This is a genomic window from Taibaiella lutea (assembly GCF_008629695.1).
Lineage (GTDB): Bacteria > Bacteroidota > Bacteroidia > Chitinophagales > Chitinophagaceae > Taibaiella > Taibaiella lutea.
Window position 1 is genome coordinate 1,218,063 of the sequence record NZ_VWSH01000001.1, and the last position, 17,076, is coordinate 1,235,138.

General features: G+C 38.1%; 17 protein-coding genes and 1 riboswitch. Of the genes, 7 read left to right on the forward strand and 10 right to left on the reverse strand.

From position 1 onward, the window contains the following. Window positions 1-64 precede the first annotated feature (64 nt). Window positions 65-1,045, forward strand: a complete 981-nt coding sequence (locus F0919_RS05260; protein WP_150031661.1) for a DUF6427 family protein — start codon at window positions 65-67, stop codon at window positions 1,043-1,045. Between the two features lie 68 nt (window positions 1,046-1,113). Here F0919_RS05260 and F0919_RS05265 read toward each other — a convergent pair whose 3' ends face one another. After that, on the reverse strand, window positions 1,114-1,725 hold the full coding sequence (locus F0919_RS05265) for a 4'-phosphopantetheinyl transferase family protein (RefSeq protein WP_150031662.1): 612 nt from the start codon (window positions 1,723-1,725) through the stop codon (window positions 1,114-1,116). Between the two features lie 186 nt (window positions 1,726-1,911). Between F0919_RS05265 and F0919_RS05270 the strand changes: the two genes are divergently transcribed. Continuing rightward, window positions 1,912-2,502: a NifU family protein gene (locus F0919_RS05270; protein WP_150031663.1), complete on the forward strand. Its 591-nt coding sequence runs from the start codon at window positions 1,912-1,914 to the stop codon at window positions 2,500-2,502. A gap of 62 nt (window positions 2,503-2,564) precedes the next feature. On the opposite strand, the gene F0919_RS05275 is transcribed toward F0919_RS05270, so the two are convergent. From F0919_RS05275 to gcvH, 3 genes are all read right to left on the reverse strand, one after another. After that, complete coding sequence (locus F0919_RS05275) at window positions 2,565-3,287, reverse strand: lysophospholipid acyltransferase family protein (protein WP_150031664.1); 723 nt, start codon at window positions 3,285-3,287, stop codon at window positions 2,565-2,567. An 88-nt stretch (window positions 3,288-3,375) separates the two neighbouring features. Further along, a complete protein-coding gene (locus F0919_RS05280; protein WP_150031665.1) occupies window positions 3,376-3,846 on the reverse strand; it encodes a hypothetical protein in 471 nt (156 codons plus the stop codon). Between the two features lie 136 nt (window positions 3,847-3,982). Next, complete coding sequence (gene gcvH, locus F0919_RS05285; protein ID WP_150031666.1) at window positions 3,983-4,360, reverse strand: glycine cleavage system protein GcvH; 378 nt, start codon at window positions 4,358-4,360, stop codon at window positions 3,983-3,985. Between the two features lie 264 nt (window positions 4,361-4,624). Here gcvH and panD point away from each other — a divergent pair, with 264 nt between their 5' ends. The 4 genes from panD (at window position 4,625) to F0919_RS05305 (ending at window position 9,028) form a co-directional block, all read left to right on the forward strand. After that, window positions 4,625-4,969: an aspartate 1-decarboxylase gene (panD, locus tag F0919_RS05290; protein WP_150032105.1), complete on the forward strand. Its 345-nt coding sequence runs from the start codon at window positions 4,625-4,627 to the stop codon at window positions 4,967-4,969. A 95-nt stretch (window positions 4,970-5,064) separates the two neighbouring features. After that, window positions 5,065-6,066, forward strand: coding sequence for a lysylphosphatidylglycerol synthase transmembrane domain-containing protein (locus F0919_RS05295; RefSeq protein WP_150031667.1), 1,002 nt, complete (start codon window positions 5,065-5,067; stop codon window positions 6,064-6,066). Continuing rightward, window positions 6,053-6,544 (forward strand): D-glycero-beta-D-manno-heptose 1-phosphate adenylyltransferase, encoded by a 492-nt coding sequence (rfaE2, locus tag F0919_RS05300; RefSeq protein ID WP_150031668.1) that lies wholly within the window; start codon window positions 6,053-6,055, stop codon window positions 6,542-6,544. The genes F0919_RS05295 and rfaE2 overlap by 14 nt, the downstream gene beginning before the upstream one ends. 135 nt (window positions 6,545-6,679) lie before the next feature. Then, a complete protein-coding gene (locus tag F0919_RS05305) occupies window positions 6,680-9,028 on the forward strand; it encodes an ATP-dependent helicase (RefSeq protein WP_150031669.1) in 2,349 nt (782 codons plus the stop codon). A 60-nt stretch (window positions 9,029-9,088) separates the two neighbouring features. On the opposite strand, the gene F0919_RS05310 is transcribed toward F0919_RS05305, so the two are convergent. The 5 genes from F0919_RS05310 to F0919_RS05330 all read right to left on the reverse strand — a co-directional run bounded on the left by F0919_RS05310 (window position 9,089) and on the right by F0919_RS05330 (window position 15,010). After that, entirely contained in the window at window positions 9,089-9,778 is a 690-nt protein-coding gene (locus F0919_RS05310) for an alpha/beta fold hydrolase (protein WP_150031670.1), read from the reverse strand. 12 nt (window positions 9,779-9,790) lie between these two features. Then, window positions 9,791-11,089, reverse strand: coding sequence for a cryptochrome/photolyase family protein (locus tag F0919_RS05315; protein WP_150031671.1), 1,299 nt, complete (start codon window positions 11,087-11,089; stop codon window positions 9,791-9,793). Beyond that, window positions 11,090-11,896 carry an aminotransferase class IV gene (locus F0919_RS05320; RefSeq protein WP_150031672.1) on the reverse strand — a complete coding sequence of 269 codons (807 nt, stop codon included), beginning with the start codon at window positions 11,894-11,896 and terminating at the stop codon, window positions 11,090-11,092. Window positions 11,897-12,072: 176 nt separating this feature from the next. Further along, a complete protein-coding gene (gene asnS, locus F0919_RS05325) occupies window positions 12,073-13,503 on the reverse strand; it encodes an asparagine--tRNA ligase (protein ID WP_150031673.1) in 1,431 nt (476 codons plus the stop codon). Window positions 13,504-13,591: 88 nt separating this feature from the next. Further along, complete coding sequence (locus F0919_RS05330; protein WP_235903459.1) at window positions 13,592-15,010, reverse strand: CCA tRNA nucleotidyltransferase; 1,419 nt, start codon at window positions 15,008-15,010, stop codon at window positions 13,592-13,594. Window positions 15,011-15,173: 163 nt separating this feature from the next. Beyond that, a riboswitch (Fluoride riboswitch) is annotated at window positions 15,174-15,239 on the forward strand. Between the two features lie 46 nt (window positions 15,240-15,285). Between F0919_RS05330 and F0919_RS05335 the strand changes: the two genes are divergently transcribed. Beyond that, window positions 15,286-16,635: a voltage-gated chloride channel family protein gene (locus F0919_RS05335; RefSeq protein ID WP_150031674.1), complete on the forward strand. Its 1,350-nt coding sequence runs from the start codon at window positions 15,286-15,288 to the stop codon at window positions 16,633-16,635. A 12-nt stretch (window positions 16,636-16,647) separates the two neighbouring features. Here the strand turns inward: F0919_RS05335 and F0919_RS05340 are convergent, their stop codons facing one another. Beyond that, window positions 16,648-17,067, reverse strand: a complete 420-nt coding sequence (locus tag F0919_RS05340) for a hypothetical protein (protein ID WP_150031675.1) — start codon at window positions 17,065-17,067, stop codon at window positions 16,648-16,650. Between the last annotated feature and the right edge of the window lie 9 nt (window positions 17,068-17,076).

The following is a 17,076-nucleotide window of genomic DNA, read 5'->3' on the forward strand; positions in this document are numbered from 1 at the left end:
TTTTTGCGAACTTCGCAGCCTCTTAATTAATTACATTAAGTCCATTAATTGACAAATATCGCAGGTGCTAAATATTTTCAGGAATTATAATCCATTTTCGGTTATTGCATTGTTCGTATTGGCGCTATTTTTGAAATTGGCCATACTGATACACCCTGAAACTGTATTTGTTGCAAACAAAAGCCAGATAATGTGGCTTAAATTAAGCTCCTTTTTACAACTCATACTTGGTGGTTCTTCGTTTCTTATTACATTTTTTGCAGTTTGTAATATATTCGGGCAAGCTATATTTTTAAACAGTATAGCTAACCGGCATCACCTTTTCCCCAAATCTAATTATTTCCCGGCCCTGACATATGTTCTTGTAACATCTTTATTCAAAGAATGGAACTATTTATCAGCGGCTTTAATAAGCAACTGGTTGATTCTGGCAATGCTTTCATCCATTCTGAAATTATATGCGGTTTCAGACGCCAGGAAACAGATATTCAATATCGGTTGCTTCATTTCACTAACAGCGATGTTGGTATTCCCCAATATCATTTTCATTTTTTTATTATTGCTTGCGTTAGCTATTTTGAGGCCTTTCAAGGCGGCGGAATGGATGGTTGCGTTATTAGGAATTCTCACGCCGTTTTATTTTTTAGCGGGCATTCTGTATTTGAGCGATGACTTGCACCTGATGAAAAAGATGATAGCAATCGGTGTTTCGTTACCCAGCAAATTGGATAATGCTCCGGTTGAATTAGCCGCATTTTCGATGTTGGTGATAATGATTGTAACGGGAATATATTACCTGAATAATTTTATGAGCCGCATGCTGTTTCAAAATAAGAAATGGTGGTGGGTGTTATTTGCCTGTTTTTTCATAAGCCTTGTTGCGGGTGTATTCACGGTAGCAAAAGGTTTTAACCAGTGGATGGCCTTGTTGATTCCGGGAAGTTTTGTAATTGCAAATGCCTGGTTTGAAGAGAGGAAACGGTGGGTTACAAATGTTTTATTTTACTTGTTTATAGCAGTTATTATTTTTGCGCAATGGTTTTAATCGGGATGTTGGATTTCTTCAGGCATCAGGTTGCGGGATTCTTTATTTTCAACAATCACAGTGATTTATCAGACAGTAACCGACCATGCAAAATCATTTTCTATTCCACCCAGCAAATTGATATCAAATACTGCAGCATCTTTTGAGAATGCCATTTTCAAAGTTGCAAAATCTTCACTGAATTGCATTTCAGTTATCGGCATGTGTTGTATAAAATCTACCGAACCCAATCCATAACGCTTAAAAGCCGCTTCTTTTGCTGCCCAGGCAAGCGTAATTTTATCGGTTTTATTTTCCGTAATCAGTTGCTCCTGTTCCGATAAGAACTTATACTGAATTCTATGGATGCGCTCCTGAATAGTTTGTACGTCTATGCCTATTTCTTTCTCAAAATCAATAGCAACGCCAATATACGGGAAGGAATGTGTGATGGAAAAATGAAAGGAATTATCTTTCATAAATGGTTTGCCAAGCTCGCTGATGCCTATATTATTGAACTCTAACTGTGGCAATAAATATTTCAGCAAAAATCTGCCCGCAAGATGTTCCAGTCTTTTTACCTCTTTTTTTTTATTTGATATGAGTCCTGTTTGGTCGCTAAAGAAATTTTCATGCTCTTCCACCTTCCATATCGCAGTTTTTGAATGAGGAGAAAGATTTAGTTCTTTGTATATTGGCATATTGCAAAGTTCATGAATAGATTTGAGAAAACAGATTTATAAACCTCAAATTCAAAAATGGAAAGCTCTTCAATCACAACTCATATTAATATCTAACATCTAAATACTTCCATCAATAATAACTTTTATGGATTTTGGTGAAACAAAAAATGCAATCCTTACCTTTGCTTTTTAAATAAAAAGATTATGTTGAAAACCGGAAGCACTATCGTAAGCATATACACCGAAATGACTCCCAATCCGGAAACCATGAAATTTGTTGCCAACAAATTATTGTATCCGGGCAAAAGCATTGATTTTCCTGAAGAAAAGGATGCAACTCCGTCTCCTTTGGCACAGGAATTATTTGCTTTCCCATTTGTCCGTGGCGTGTTTATAGCAAGCAATTTTGTGACCCTTACCAAAACAGCAGAAACGCTTTGGGAAGAAGTAATTCCATCTATCCGTCAATTTCTGAAACAATACCTTGAAGAGGGAAAAGCAGTGATTAATGAAGAATTAGTTCCTGTCTCTGAACCCGATTATAAAATTAGCGACAGTGATAAAGATGTGGTAGAACGCATCAAGGAAATGCTGGAAAACTATGTAAAACCTGCTGTGGAGATGGATGGCGGTGCTATCAGTTTCCGTGGTTATGACGATGGTGTTGTGAAATTGATGTTGCAGGGAAGCTGTTCAGGATGCCCTTCTTCTATGATTACCTTGAAATCAGGTATTGAAGGCATGATGAAGCGTATGATTCCGGAGGTGAAAGAAGTTGTAGCAGAAGCAGAATAATTTTAATACTTTATAATACAAAAAGATGTCGGGCATTTTTAAAATGTCCGACATCTTTTTATTTAACTTCTTGCCTCAATCATTTCCTCTTTCATTATATCAAAAACTTTTTGTTTCAATCCCGACATGTTATTTTTAAATGTTTCTACTTCCACGGGAGGCAAAAAGATAGCTGTAATTTGCCCCGGGCTCCAATGAAAAATGCCTTTATAATGCCATCGGTTAACGGCATCAGGAAAAATAACAGGAAGAATAGGCGTATTGGTTTGTAACGCCAGCCTGAAAGCACCGTCGTAAAAAGGCTTCATTGCTTCGGTTGTTTCGTTAAAAGTGCCTTCAGGAAAAATAAAAATACTGCCTTCTCTGTTCAATGCCCTCCGCAGCTTTTGTACGCTATGCGCTTTACTTTTATTATCACTCCTGTCAACCAGAATAGCTACCTGACGATATAAAAACCCAAACAAAGGGATTTTTGCCAATTCTGCTTTTGCCAGAGGCCTTACAAAAAAAGGAACGGCACGGAAAATGAATGGAACATCAATATAAGAGGCATGATTGGCAACAACAATATAGTTTCTGCTTTTATCAAATTTACCTCCATGATATTTAATTTTCACAATCATTCCAATCATAAAAAACCAAACAAAACTCCAGCCTCTTATAACAGCCCATATTGCTTTTCGTCCGCCATTACCAAACAAACTAAGTAGCACAAATACGGGAAACAAAGCTAAAAATGTAGTAACGAACGTGAGGATACACCAAACGGAATATAAGTAACGCATGAAACGAAAGTGAAAATCATTTTCAAGAAAAACCTATGAAAGCTACAGCTTCATAGGTTTTCAAAATATAAATCAGCATTATTGCAGATTAATGAGGCATCCAGCCACGACCCAAAGCTTCTCTGAATGGCCATGGAATACTTGCGAGAATAACGATTAATGCAATTAAAAAACACCAGAATGCTTTATTGAATTTCTTTTGATCGGTTGCTGCATTCTTTGTAGCGGAATAACCAACGTGAACCAATACAACCGCTATCAGCATGGCAACCAAATGTTCCACAGCAAAGAAGCGTAGGATTGCTGTGCGCATGATTTCTCCAAAACTATATTCCTGGAAACTTGCAAAACCAAGTGTTGCACTCGTAAAATATAAATAAAGTCCTACCAATAATTGTAAGTCCATAAATATAAGGAAAAATAATGCAGGCCTTTTATCGGATGTTGTAAAAGGTTTATTCCCGCTGCGACCCGCAGCCATTTTAATAATAGCCCAAAGTGCCACTAAAAGAATAATCCAGCGCAAAACGCTGTGGAGATGTAACATTCCTGTGTGCATAAGATAGATATTAGAAGTTAGAAATTAGATTAGAACTTAGATATTGAAATTTAAATCCTTGGTTTCCTAAAAAGAAACAGCATAAAAAGTATGTGATAACATCCTCTTTATGCTGTAAAAAAATATTAAAGATGAATTATCCTACCAATGCTTCGTAAGCTTTTGCATCCATTAATGAATCCACATCTGCCGGATTAGCTAAAGTCATTTTAATCATCCAACCTGCACCATAAGGATCGGAATTTACAGATTCAGGATTTGCACCCAAACCCTCATTCACTTCAGTTATAGTACCGGCAACCGGTAAATACAAATCGGAAACAGTTTTAACTGCTTCTACAGAACCAAATACGTCTTCGGCATTTAGTGTCTGACCTACCGTTTCAATTTCAACATAAACGATATCGCCTAATTCGCGTTGTGCAAATTCAGTGATACCGACAGTAGCAGTATCGCCTTCTACTAAAACCCACTCGTGGTCTTTGGTGTATTTCAGATTTTCAGGAAAGTTCATTTGTCATTTATTTTATGGGGCGAAAATAAGAGAAAAAAATTACAAAGGCGAAAAAATGGATTGGCAAAAACAATTAAGTCTAAATGACATTCATGTTATTTTCCAAATGGGAATATAGTTGTGAATGTCTGTGATAAGGATATTGACCATTCTAACTGAATTACTTGCAGATATTATTAGCATTTCCAATATCAGTATTGTTATAATTCGATATCCATATTATTTATTCTTTGTAGCTTTGCGGCGCAAAACATTTGAATGCCTATGCAAATCCAGGTAATGAAATCCAAGCTTCACCGCGTGACGGTAACGGAAGCCGATCTTAACTATATCGGCAGTGTTACTATTGACGAAGATCTGATGGAAGCTGCGAATTTTATAGAACACGAAAAAGTTCAGATCGTAAACCTCAATAACGGCGAGCGTTTGGAAACTTATATCATTAAAGGAGTAAGAGGTAGCGGCAGTATTTGTTTAAACGGTCCTGCTGCACGTAAAGTCAGCCCCGGCGATATGGTAATAATTATTTCCTACGCTTTAATGGATTTTGAAGAAGCCAAGACACATAAGCCAACGGTTATTTTTCCGAAAGAAGGGAATAAGTTATAGTTTATACGAGCTTAAAAGAATTGGAAATTAGAAGTTGAAAATTATTTTTGATTTCTGTTTCCTTTTTTATTTTACTGAAATCGAAAATTCGCTTAATGACTAAAAAAAATAAATCTACCATACTTCAACTTATTATTTTTTTGGGCCTTGCTGTGGCCTTAATTGTATGGAGATATAATGAAATGTCTGCCGATGATAAAGTTGCGATGTTCAATGCTTTCAGACATGTACGCTGGATTTATTTGTTGCCCATTTTTGCGATCACCTTCTTCTCTCATTATTTCAGAGCCTTAAGATGGAAACAGCTACTGACCCCGCTTTCTATCTTCCCCACAACAGCCAATACCGTATTTTCCGTTTTGATAGGTTATCTGGTAAATACATTGGTGCCACGCCTGGGCGAAGTTGCCAAATGTACTGTTCTGGCAAAATATGAAAAAGTACCCGCTGATAAATTGATTGGAACGATTATTGCGGAAAGGGCTTTTGATACTGTTTGTTTGTTAATCATTATTTTACTGACCCTTGCGTTGCAATATGATATTATTTATCCGATTGCAAACGAAATATATCATAAAATGTTTTTTGATGCAACCGGCGCTTTCATCTGGACGCGCATCTTACTTGCATTAGGCATTGTAATTGTAGGAATCGTTGCACTGATTTTACTATACAAAAAGATAAAAGATTCTAAAATAGGCCATATTATAAAAGGCATTGGGGATGGACTAAAAGCTATTGCTTTGGTAAAAAATAAATGGAAGTTTTTTCTAAATACAATTCTGATATGGGGTTGTTATACAGCTTCTGTAATCGTAAGTTTTCATGCGCTTCCCGAAACGGAAAACTTACCGATGCTTGCAGGGCTTTCTATTATTTCCTTTGGCAGCATCGGCATGATTTTAACACCCGGTGGCGTTGGGGCTTATCCTATTATTGTTGCTAAGGTTTTAGTACTTTATGGATTGGCAGAAGGGCTGGGACTGGCTTACGGATCTGTAAGCTGGGTGGCACAAACTTTGATTATCATTCTTCTTGGCCTGATTGCATTGATTTTATTACCGCTTAATAACCGAACCAAACATGCAAAAATCTAAATTGGAAAGCGTACAAAGCAAAATTGTTGACAGCGAGACATTAGCGAGGATATGCGCAGGATGGAAAGTGAATGACCACAAAATAATCTTTACTAATGGCTGTTTCGACATTTTGCATCAGGGACATATCAAACTTTTATTAAGTGCGGCTGAATTGGGAAACAAACTGATTTTAGGCCTGAATACAGATGCTTCGGTAAAGAAGTTAAAAGGTGAAAACCGTCCGGTAAATGATGAATATTCAAGAGCTTTGGTTATGGCTTCCCAATTATTTGTAGATGCAGTTTGTTTGTTTGAGGAGGACACGCCTTTAGAGTTAATACAAATCATTAAGCCTGATGTGATTGTAAAAGGTGGTGATTATACTCCGGAAACTGTTGTCGGGAATGATTTTGTACAATCTTATGGTGGGAAAACAGTAATTATTCCTACTGTGGAAGGTTTTAGCACTACAAATATTATCAGTAAAATGAAATAATATTTCCGGTAAGGAATGTTTTACAGAGACGCAAAAAAACTTTGCGTCTCTGTTTTTTTCGGGCGTTCAAACCAGTTTTCCACATCAATTGTCACTTTTCTCTGAACCCGATTTTACTACGTAACTTCGCAAACTATGCACGATTACTTAAAAGAATTGAACGATAATCAGCGGGAAGCTGCTTCGCACATGGAAGGGCCATTGATGATTGTAGCCGGTGCCGGAAGCGGAAAAACAAAAGTATTGACTACCCGCATTGCACACTTATTGAAACAAGGTGTAGATGCATTTAATATTTTGGCGTTAACTTTTACCAATAAGGCTGCTGCCGAAATGAAAGAACGTATCGAAAAGATATTGGGTAACAGCGAGGCACGTAATCTTTATATTGGTACTTTCCACTCTGTTTTTGCACGCATCCTGCGAGCAGAAGCACATAAAATCGGTTATCCTAACAGCTTTACCATATACGATTCCGATGATGCAAAAAGCTTGCTGAAAACAATTATCAAGGATAACAACTTAGACGATAAACTTTATAAGCCTCAATATATTTATGGTCGCATATCTGCTGCTAAAAATAACCTGATGGGTCCTATTGAATATTTGCAGGACAAAAGCATTGCCCAGGAAGATGCAAGAAGCGGACGGCCATTGACAGGACAATTATATGCACAATATGCCGCACGTTGTTTTAAGAACGGCGCCATGGATTTCGACGATTTGCTTTTCAAAATGTATGAATTACTGGTTAAGCATCCGGATGTATTGGCAAAGTACCAGCATAAGTTTCGTTTTGTATTGATTGATGAGTATCAGGATACCAATATTGCCCAATATCAAATCATTAAGATGTTGGCAGCAGTGCATGAAAACATTTGTGTGGTAGGCGACGATGCACAAAGCATTTATTCTTTCCGTGGTGCAACAATTGAAAACATCCTGAAATTCCAGAAAGATTACGAAGGAGCAAAAGTGATTAAACTGGAACAAAATTATCGCAGTACACAGAATATCCTCAATGTTGCGAATAAAGTCATAGGGCTCAATAAAAACCAGATTCAAAAAAACCTCTGGACTCAAAATGATACCGGCGAAAAATTAAAACTGGTCAGGACTCTTACTGATAATGATGAAGGCCGTTTTGTAGCCGATGCGATTATGGAACAAAAATTGCGCTATCATTATAACAATAAAGATTTCGCCATTTTATACCGTACCAATGCCCAGAGCCGTTCTTTCGAGGAAAGTCTGCGCAGACTGAATATTCCATACCGTATTTTCGGAGGTCTATCTTTTTATCAAAGAAAGGAGATTAAAGATTTCATAGCCTATCTGCGTGTCATTGCCAATCCTCAGGATGAAGAAGCACTAAAACGAATTATCAACTATCCGGTACGTGGCATTGGTAAAACAAGTATTGAGCGCATCATCATTATAGCCAACGAAACGGACAAAACTTTTTGGGAAGTATTACAAACACCGCATCTGGCTGGCTTGAAAGGGGCCGCAGCAGCGGCAATTGACAATTTTGTACTGATGATGAAAAGTTTTCAGGCATTAATGAAAACCAAAGATGCGTATGAAGTGGCATTTGAAGTCGGTAAGCATACCAACCTTGTAAAAGAATTATACAACGACAAATCAGTAGAAGGCCTTGCTCGTTATGAAAACGTACAGGAGCTCTTAAATGCCATCAAAGAATATACGGAAACACCGGACGAAGAAGGCGAATTAACAGATAAAAGCTTAGGAACTTATTTGCAGAATATTACCTTGCTGACGGATGCCGATAAAGATGGCGATGAAAATCAGGATGTTGTAAAGCTTATGACCATTCATGCTGCGAAAGGCCTGGAATTTCCATGCGTATTTGCTGTCGGCCTGGAAGAAAATATTTTCCCATCTGCTATGAGCCTGTATGACAGAGATGATTTGGAAGAAGAGCGTCGTTTATTTTACGTTGTTATTACACGTGCCAAACACAAGCTTTGGATAAGCTTTGCAAACAGCCGCTATCGTTTTGGTTCTTTGGTACAAAATGAACCAAGCCGCTTTGTTGATGAGGTACCACCTGAATACATGGATAAGAGTTTTGCCGGGCTTGCTGGCGCGCGCACCGGTGCTATTGCCCGTAATACTTCTGCTCAGCAGCAGCAAAGAAGTTTTACTCCAAAGGAAAAGACAGAAAAGGTCTATGTACGACCGGGTTCAAAAGCGGAAGAGACAACAACAGCAAGAGAGGCTGCTATTCAAAAAGTAAAGGCACAGGTTAATACGCATATACCATCAGCAAATTTCACGGCAAGTGATCCTGAAGATATGGAAGCAGGAATGAAGGTAGAACATCAGAAATTCGGTATCGGAACGATTATGAAAATGGATGGTGGCGCGCATAACCGGATTGCTACTATCCAGTTTCCAAACGGTGGTGGTGAGAAGAAGATTATGCTGGCTTATGCCAAGTTAATGATTATAAAATAACATGAGAATATTAGTAAGAGTTGGCAACTTTGAAAAGCTGCCAACTCTTTTTTTTACAAATTATATCTTCCAGAAATCCTTCATCAGTCCAATCAATAGTTCAGGACGAGCCATTTCAATCGGATGTTTTGTATCAGGCAATACTGCAAAGTTTGCGTTTGGAATATTCTTTGTGGCAAATAAGGTTTCGTCAATACTGACCATTGCATCTTTATCTCCCACCATCATCTGAACAGGCAGGTTTAACGATTCATATTGCGTTTGCGTCAATAAAGGCTTTACAGCAAGTCTGGTCATTAATGTTGCAATGGCCGGTAACAATTGCTTCCAGTGGTTTTCGCCATGTAAAGTCATTAATTGAGCGGCATACCTGGGCACTTTTGATTCAATTAATTCCGGCTCTAACATCTTAACTTCTTTTGCAGCGCCTTCAATAGTCCAATTTAGTTTTGTGGCTAAAGTCAATATGGACGTTATCTTGCCGGGATATTGCAACGCATGGCACATTGCAACATACCCACCCATACTGTAACCAAAAACATAAATATCATTCAATTCTTGCTGTTCAAGATACTGTTGCAATTGTTCTACATAAAGTTCAATACTCAAACCGGCTGCAGGAATTTCACTTCCGCCATGTCCATGAAATAAAACTTTATGAACGTTGAAATGTTGTGACAAAAAGGATTCATAAGGCTCAAAATTGCTGCTGTGGCCTAATGCGCCATGTAATAATATCAGATTTTTCATGTTCGGAGTTATTTATCGCTGTAATGATTTTTTATAAACTGCCAGACATCTTTCTCTGGCAAATGTATGTTCAACAATCGGTTGCGGATAATCGAATGTTTCTAATTCAGGTACCCATTTCCGGATATAAACCAAATCGGGGTCAAATTTTTTAGTTTGGGTTTCAGGGTTAAAAATTCTGAAATACGGTGCAGCATCACAGCCGCAACCTGCGGCCCATTGCCAGTTTCCATTATTAGCCGCTAAATCGTAATCCAGCAATTTTTTTGCAAAATACGCCTCTCCCCATCGCCAATCGATTAATAAATGCTTGCAAAGAAAGCTTGCCGTTATCATTCGTACCCGATTATGCATAAAGCCTGTAGCATTCAGCTGCCGCATTCCTGCATCCACAATAGGGTAACCGGTTTTACCTGCACACCATGCTTCAAATTCATGTTCATTATTGCGCCATTGTATATTTTCATATTCCGGCCTGAAAGATTGATGTACCACCTTCGGATAATGCCACAATATTGTCATAAAGAACTCCCGCCAAATCAATTCATTCAAAAACGTCTCGTTAAGCTTCAATGCTTTTTGTACCAGATGCCGGGTACTGATTGTACCAAACCGGAGATGCAATCCTAACTTGCTTGTGCCTTCAATACCGGGTATATCGCGGGTTTCGTTATAATGCGAGATTATGGATTTATCCATTTCTATTGATGGAAAAGAAGTATGAACATCTTCAAAACCCAAATCAGCAATAGTCGGAACCGGGAAAGGTTTGGTTTTATAAAAATTATCTTTATATCGAAGAGTAGGATAAGCCTTTAAATAAAAATCATTCAGGTTGTTTTTCCATTTTCGGCTATAAGGTGTAAAGATTGCATAAGGTTCTTTATCATCTTTTACAATCTCCTTTTTATCAAAAATGACCTGATCTTTATATGATTTAAATGCAACTTTATGCTCTTTCAGAAAATTTTCAATTTCGTTGTCACGCTGCATTGCATAAGGTTCATAATCTCTGTTGGCAATAACCTGCCCGACAGAATAATTTGATAAAAGCTCTTCAAAAGCTTTCAACGGAGTACTGTTAAAACATTTCAGCGTACTGCCAAATTCTGTAAACTGTTTTTGCAGGTATTCTATTTGACGATGGATAAATACTAAACGCTTATCTTTTTTATCGGATAAATCATCCAGAATATTGGTGTCAAAAATAAATACAGGCAATACCGGATTCGGACCTTTCAATGCATGATAAAGACCGGCATTATCTTCCAGTCTTAAATCTCTCCTGAACCAAAATATAGTAAGCTTCATTTATCTCCCCGCAATTAAATCAAAAATATAGCGGGTGGCATTGGTTGAGTAAACCCTGCCATTTATTGAATCAACAGGCTGAATGCCTCTCACTGCATTTGTTAAAAATACTTCATCTGCATCAGCCAACATCTCTTTAGAAATAACTTTTTCGCTGATAGTTATCCCTTCTATTTCTTTTTTTTCAAGCAGGAATTTGCGCATTACACCACTTACACATCCTTCTGAAAGCGGTGGTGTATATATTTTTTGCTCTTTTATGATAAAGATATTTGAGTGTGTGCTTTCTACAATATTCCCTTTGGGATTGCAGATAAGAATATCATCCAGCTTATTTTGAATAGCCTCTTGTCTGGCAATAACGTATAGAAGTCTTGAGCAGCTTTTTATATGTGAAATACTATCGGGGCTTTTAACTACTTTATTCGAAATATCTAAGGCAAGCCCTCTGGAGCGCCATTCACCGTAATCTTCCTTTACGTGAATAAATTCAATCCAAAACTGCAATTCAAATACCGATTCATTCAGGAAAAACTCAGCACGCAGAATGCCTTTCTGAGGATTTTGGTTTGCTATAATGGTTTTTGCAAGTTCTTTTTCAAAAGCATACTTCTCGAAAGATGGAAAATGAAGCTCTTCCAGACTATGGTTGAGTCGTTGATAATGAAGGTCGAAATGCCTTAATGTTCTCCCTTCAAAAAACATTGTTTCAATCAAGCCTTCTCCGTATCTCAAAGCCCGGCTTTGGATATGAATTATTGCTTCATCCTGCAGATGAATAAGGCCATTATGATTTACAAAGGGCATGACAAATAACTTGAGAACACCTAAATTAGAAAATAGTTCAATGAAATCACACAAGGTACATAAACTATTATACTAAATATATTAATCTTTCATCTATTGATTTACAAATTGTTGCATAGCAAAAGGCCATCACATATAAAAGATGGCCTTATTGATAAATTAATATGTTTGAAAGATTAAAATTCTGCGTTTTTAGGTGTTCTTGGAAATGGAATAACGTCGCGAATATTGCCCATACCTGTTACGAATAATACTAACCTTTCAAAGCCCAATCCGAATCCGGCATGCGGCGCTGTTCCAAACTTGCGGCTGTCAATGTACCAATACATCTCCTCTTTAGGAATGTGCATTTCTTCCATTCTTTTAGTCAACATATCCAGGCGTTCTTCTCTTTGTGAGCCACCGACAATTTCTCCGATACCCGGAGCCAGAATATCCATTGCCGCAACCGTCTTTCTATCATCATTCTGACGCATATAGAACGACTTGATATCTTTTGGATAATCAGTTACAATCACAGGTTTTTTGAAATGCTTTTCAACCAGGTAACGCTCGTGTTCACTCTGCAAATCAGTACCCCATTGCAGCTCATACTGGAACTGCTTTTTCTTATAAGGTTTTGACTGCAACAAAATTTCGATTGCTTCGGTATAAGTGATTCTTTCAAATTGATTGTTCAGTACAAACTCCAATTTTTCAATCAGTCCCATCTCGCTTCTTTCAGCTTGTGGTTTTGATTTTTCTTCTTCTATCAAGCGTTGCGCAAGGAATTCCAGATCATCGCGATTATTATCCAAAGCATAACGGATTACGTATTGAATGAACGCTTCGGCCAGATCCATATTGTCTTTCAAATCGTTGAAAGCAACCTCCGGTTCAATCATCCAGAATTCGGCCAGATGTCTTGCAGTGTTTGAATTTTCAGCTCTGAATGTTGGTCCGAAAGTATAAACCTCGCCTAAAGCCATAGCGCCCAACTCTGCTTCCAACTGACCGCTAACGGTAAGATTGGTAGCACGACCGAAGAAGTCTTCTTTAAAGTCAACGGAACCATCTTCATTACGTGGTGTATTTTCAAATGGTAAAGTAGTTACTTTAAACATTTCACCTGCTCCTTCCGCATCGGAAGCAGTTACAATTGGTGTATGCAGATACACAAATCCTTTTTCGTTAAAGAACTTATGAATGGCAAATGCCAATGAATGACGCAGCCTGAAAATGGCACTGAAAGTATTGGTGCGGAAACGCAGATGTGCAATTTCTCGAAGGTATTCCAACGAAGGTTTATTCTTTAATTGCAATGGAAATTCTTCAGCATTACAATCGCCCAGAATAGTCAGTTGAGAAGCCTTTACTTCCACGCGCTGACCTTTACCCTGAGAAGCAATAACCATACCGTCCACCTGAATGGCGGCACCGGTTGTGATGCTTTTTATAATTGCTTCACCCGTATTTTCAAAATCAATAACGACTTGCAGATTATTAATAGTAGAGCCATCATTCAATGCAATGAATTGGTTGTTGCGGAAGCTACGCACCCAGCCTTTAATGGTTACTTCATAATCTGTTTGTTCGTTTAGCAGTATTGCTTTGATTTTTGTACGCATTGTATTTTATTTGAGAAATATATTTTTCTTTTCAGGATTGCAAAAATAAGGGTTCCATTTTATCTATTGTATGGAAATTTTAGCGGTTTCAAAAACGCCTGATGCTCAGTTTTTCAGCTACTTCTATCATATAATTCCTTGCCGCTTCGTATTCATTCGGAATAATACCGTCTAAAATTGCTTCACGAATAGCAGTTTTTATATTGCCCACTTCGCGGGATGGAGATAAGCCAAAAGTTTCCATTATTTCTTCACCGCTGATGGGAGGTTGCCAGTTACGTATCCTGTCTTTTTCTTCCACTTCTTTCAGCCGCTCGCGTACCATCTCAAAATTTTCCAGATAACGAACCACTTTCTCCTTATTCTTCGATGTGATATCTGCTTCGCAAAGTGTCATCAAATCGTCGATATCATCGCCCGCATCAAACAATAAACGCCTGATAGCAGAATCTGTAATATTTTCCTTTGTCAATGAAACAGGACGATGGTGTAATTCAATAATTTTCTTTACATACTGCATCGGGTCATGTAATGGCAGCTTCAATTGTGCAAAAACTTTAGGCACCAATCTGCCACTGATGACTTCATGTCCATGAAAGGTCCATCCATGTCCGGGTTCAAACTTTTTTGTCGGTGCTTTTCCAATATCGTGCAATAACGCAGCCCAGCGCAACCAAAGGTTATTGGTATGCGGAGCAATATTATCAACCACCTGTATGGTATGGTAAAAATTATCTTTATGGCCTTTATTGTCCACATATTCTGTTCCGGCCAATGCAGTCAATTGCGGTAAAAATTTAGCTAACAAACCAGAACGAAACAACAAGTCCAATCCTACAGATGGCTTCGGCGCCATCATAATTTTATTCAATTCATCAGCAATTCTTTCTTTTGAAATGATATTGATCCTGTCTGCCTGCGCCTTAATGCTTTCAAAACAAGAAACCTCGATATGAAATTGCAATTGCGTAGCAAACCTTATAGCGCGCATCATCCGCAAAGGATCGTCGCTGAATGTCTGAGCGGGTGCCAAAGGCGTTCTGATGATTTTATCTTTAATATCAAGCAAACCGTCAAAAGGATCTAACAATGCGCCAAAGTCTTGCTGATTGAGACTTATAGCCATTGCATTAATAGTAAAATCCCTTCTGTTCTGATCATCTTCCAGCGTACCTGTCTCTACATTCGGATTACGTGAACCACGCTCATAAGATTCTTTTCTTGCACCTACAAACTCCAGTTCTATTTCGGGCAATTTAATTTGCGCAGTACCATAATTTTTAAAAAAATTGACCTTAGGTTTTGGTTTGAATAAAGAAGCTACCTCATGTGCCAAAGCAATGCCATCGCCCACGCAAACGATATCTATATCCTTTGTTTTTCTGCTTAAGATTTTATCGCGCACAAACCCGCCAATGGCATAGGCAGGCACCTCAAGTTTTTCTGCGGCAGATGCAATTTTCCTGAATAATGTTTCTTCAAATGCTGTAAGTACTATCTGAGTCAAGGTAATTGTATAAATATTGGGAATGCGAAGGTAAATTAATTTGATGATTAGCAGATTTGGCAATATGACCCGGCCAATGAAAAATACATTCGGCCTGTAACATCAAACTTTAATCATTAAACATGATAATTTTATTACATCATCAAATCAAATTCCTATCTTTGTGTCTCAAGGTGATGGTGTTCCACCTATTTGAACCGCTCTCCGAGCTGATGACGCCTGCAAAATCTTTTAAACATTGGGATAGCAATATTCCATCATTTTAATTTGCAGGTATGTTTTCAAAAAAATCTACAACCAATTATTTTTCCATCCTTATTCATTTACTTAAATGGACTTTAATCGCTTTTCCTGTAGCGGCTTTAGTGGGTTCTGTCGTAGCATTGTTTTTATGGCTGCTGGATGTTGTTACCAACTTTCGGTTTACGCACGGATGGCTTTTGTATCTTTTACCCTTAGCAGGTTTGCTAATCTGGTGGCTTTATAAAACAGCAGGCAAGAATGCAGAATCCGGCAATAATATGATTCTGGATGAAATACACCAACCTGGTGGCGGCATCCCGTTAAGAATGGCTCCATTGGTTTTAATTACAACCATTATTACACATTTATTTGGCGGCTCTGCAGGGCGTGAAGGTACAGCAGTACAGATAGGCGGTAGCCTTTCCAGTCTGATTGGCAAAAGATTAAAACTAAGTACCGATGAAACCAAACTGCTGCTAATGATGGGCGTAGCAGCGGGTTTTGGCGCCGTATTCGGCACACCATTAACCGGCGCTATCTTCGCGTTGGAAGTAGTCTATATCGGCCGTATGAACTATAAGGCGCTGCTACCCTGCCTTATTGCTTCCTTTCTTGCAGATATGATTTGCAGCATGTGGCATATACATCATACCCAATACCATATTCAGATAGTTGAATCCCTAAAAAGCAGCACATCTATTTTTCATTTTGACCTGCTTCTGATTGGAGAAGTAATTATCGGAGGTGCTTTATTTGGCATTACAAGTTTGCTCTTTTCAGAATTTACACATACTGTGAAAAGCTATTCTAAGGAATGGATAAAAGTGCCGTGGCTGATTCCGGTTATAGGTGGCGGCATAGTTATTCTTCTGGCTTTTTTATTAGGTACAAATGATTATTTGGGCCTGGGTGTCAGCAATCCTGATCCTAATGCTGTTTCCATTTTAAATTGTTTTAAAGCCGGAGGAGCTGATACATGGAGTTGGCTATGGAAATTGATCTTTACCGGAATTACGCTGGGCATGGGTTTCAAAGGAGGAGAAGTTACGCCTTTGTTTTTCATCGGAGCAGCTTTGGGGAATACGTTAGGAACCTTATGCGGCGCTCCCGTTGATCTTATGGCAGGGTTAGGATTTATTGCCGTTTTCGCCGGGGCAACTAATACACCCATTGCCTGTACATTAATGGGCATAGAATTATTCGGTGGCGAATATGCCCTTTATTATGCTATTGCTTGCTTTACAGCTTATTACTTTAGCGGACATACCGGCATTTACACTGCCCAAAGAGTTATCAATAAAAAAGGAGGAATGCAGGATGAGGCTGAAATTCAGACTTTAGGAGATATCAGATCGAGGAGAATAAATAACCGGAAGAAATAATTATTGCAGAGCTCAATTTTTACTGAACATTTTTTTAATCCACTCCATTTTCAAATATCTTTCATAAACATAGACTCCGTCATTTTCTTCTAAATATTTATACAGTAAAAGGCTTTGTTGTAAGGTGTCTGCATATTGTCTCCCATCTTCACTTTCAAAATAAAGCTGCGCTATCTTAAAATGAATATCCGCCACCTGACCTAAATGTTCTATTGTAAAATCATTACTCAACTTTGTAATCCAATAAGAAGCAGGCAAACGCAATAATTCTTCGAAAGTAACGCCCAATACTTCTTTCAATGTAGTTTCAGAAGCATCAAATTGATTTTGCAAATCGCCAAAATCCTTAAACCCGAGAAAGTTTGTCAGCACTTTACCAAGTAATTGCCCTAATTGGTCTATAACCTTCTGAACATAATCTTTACGAAACATCTGTTTTCT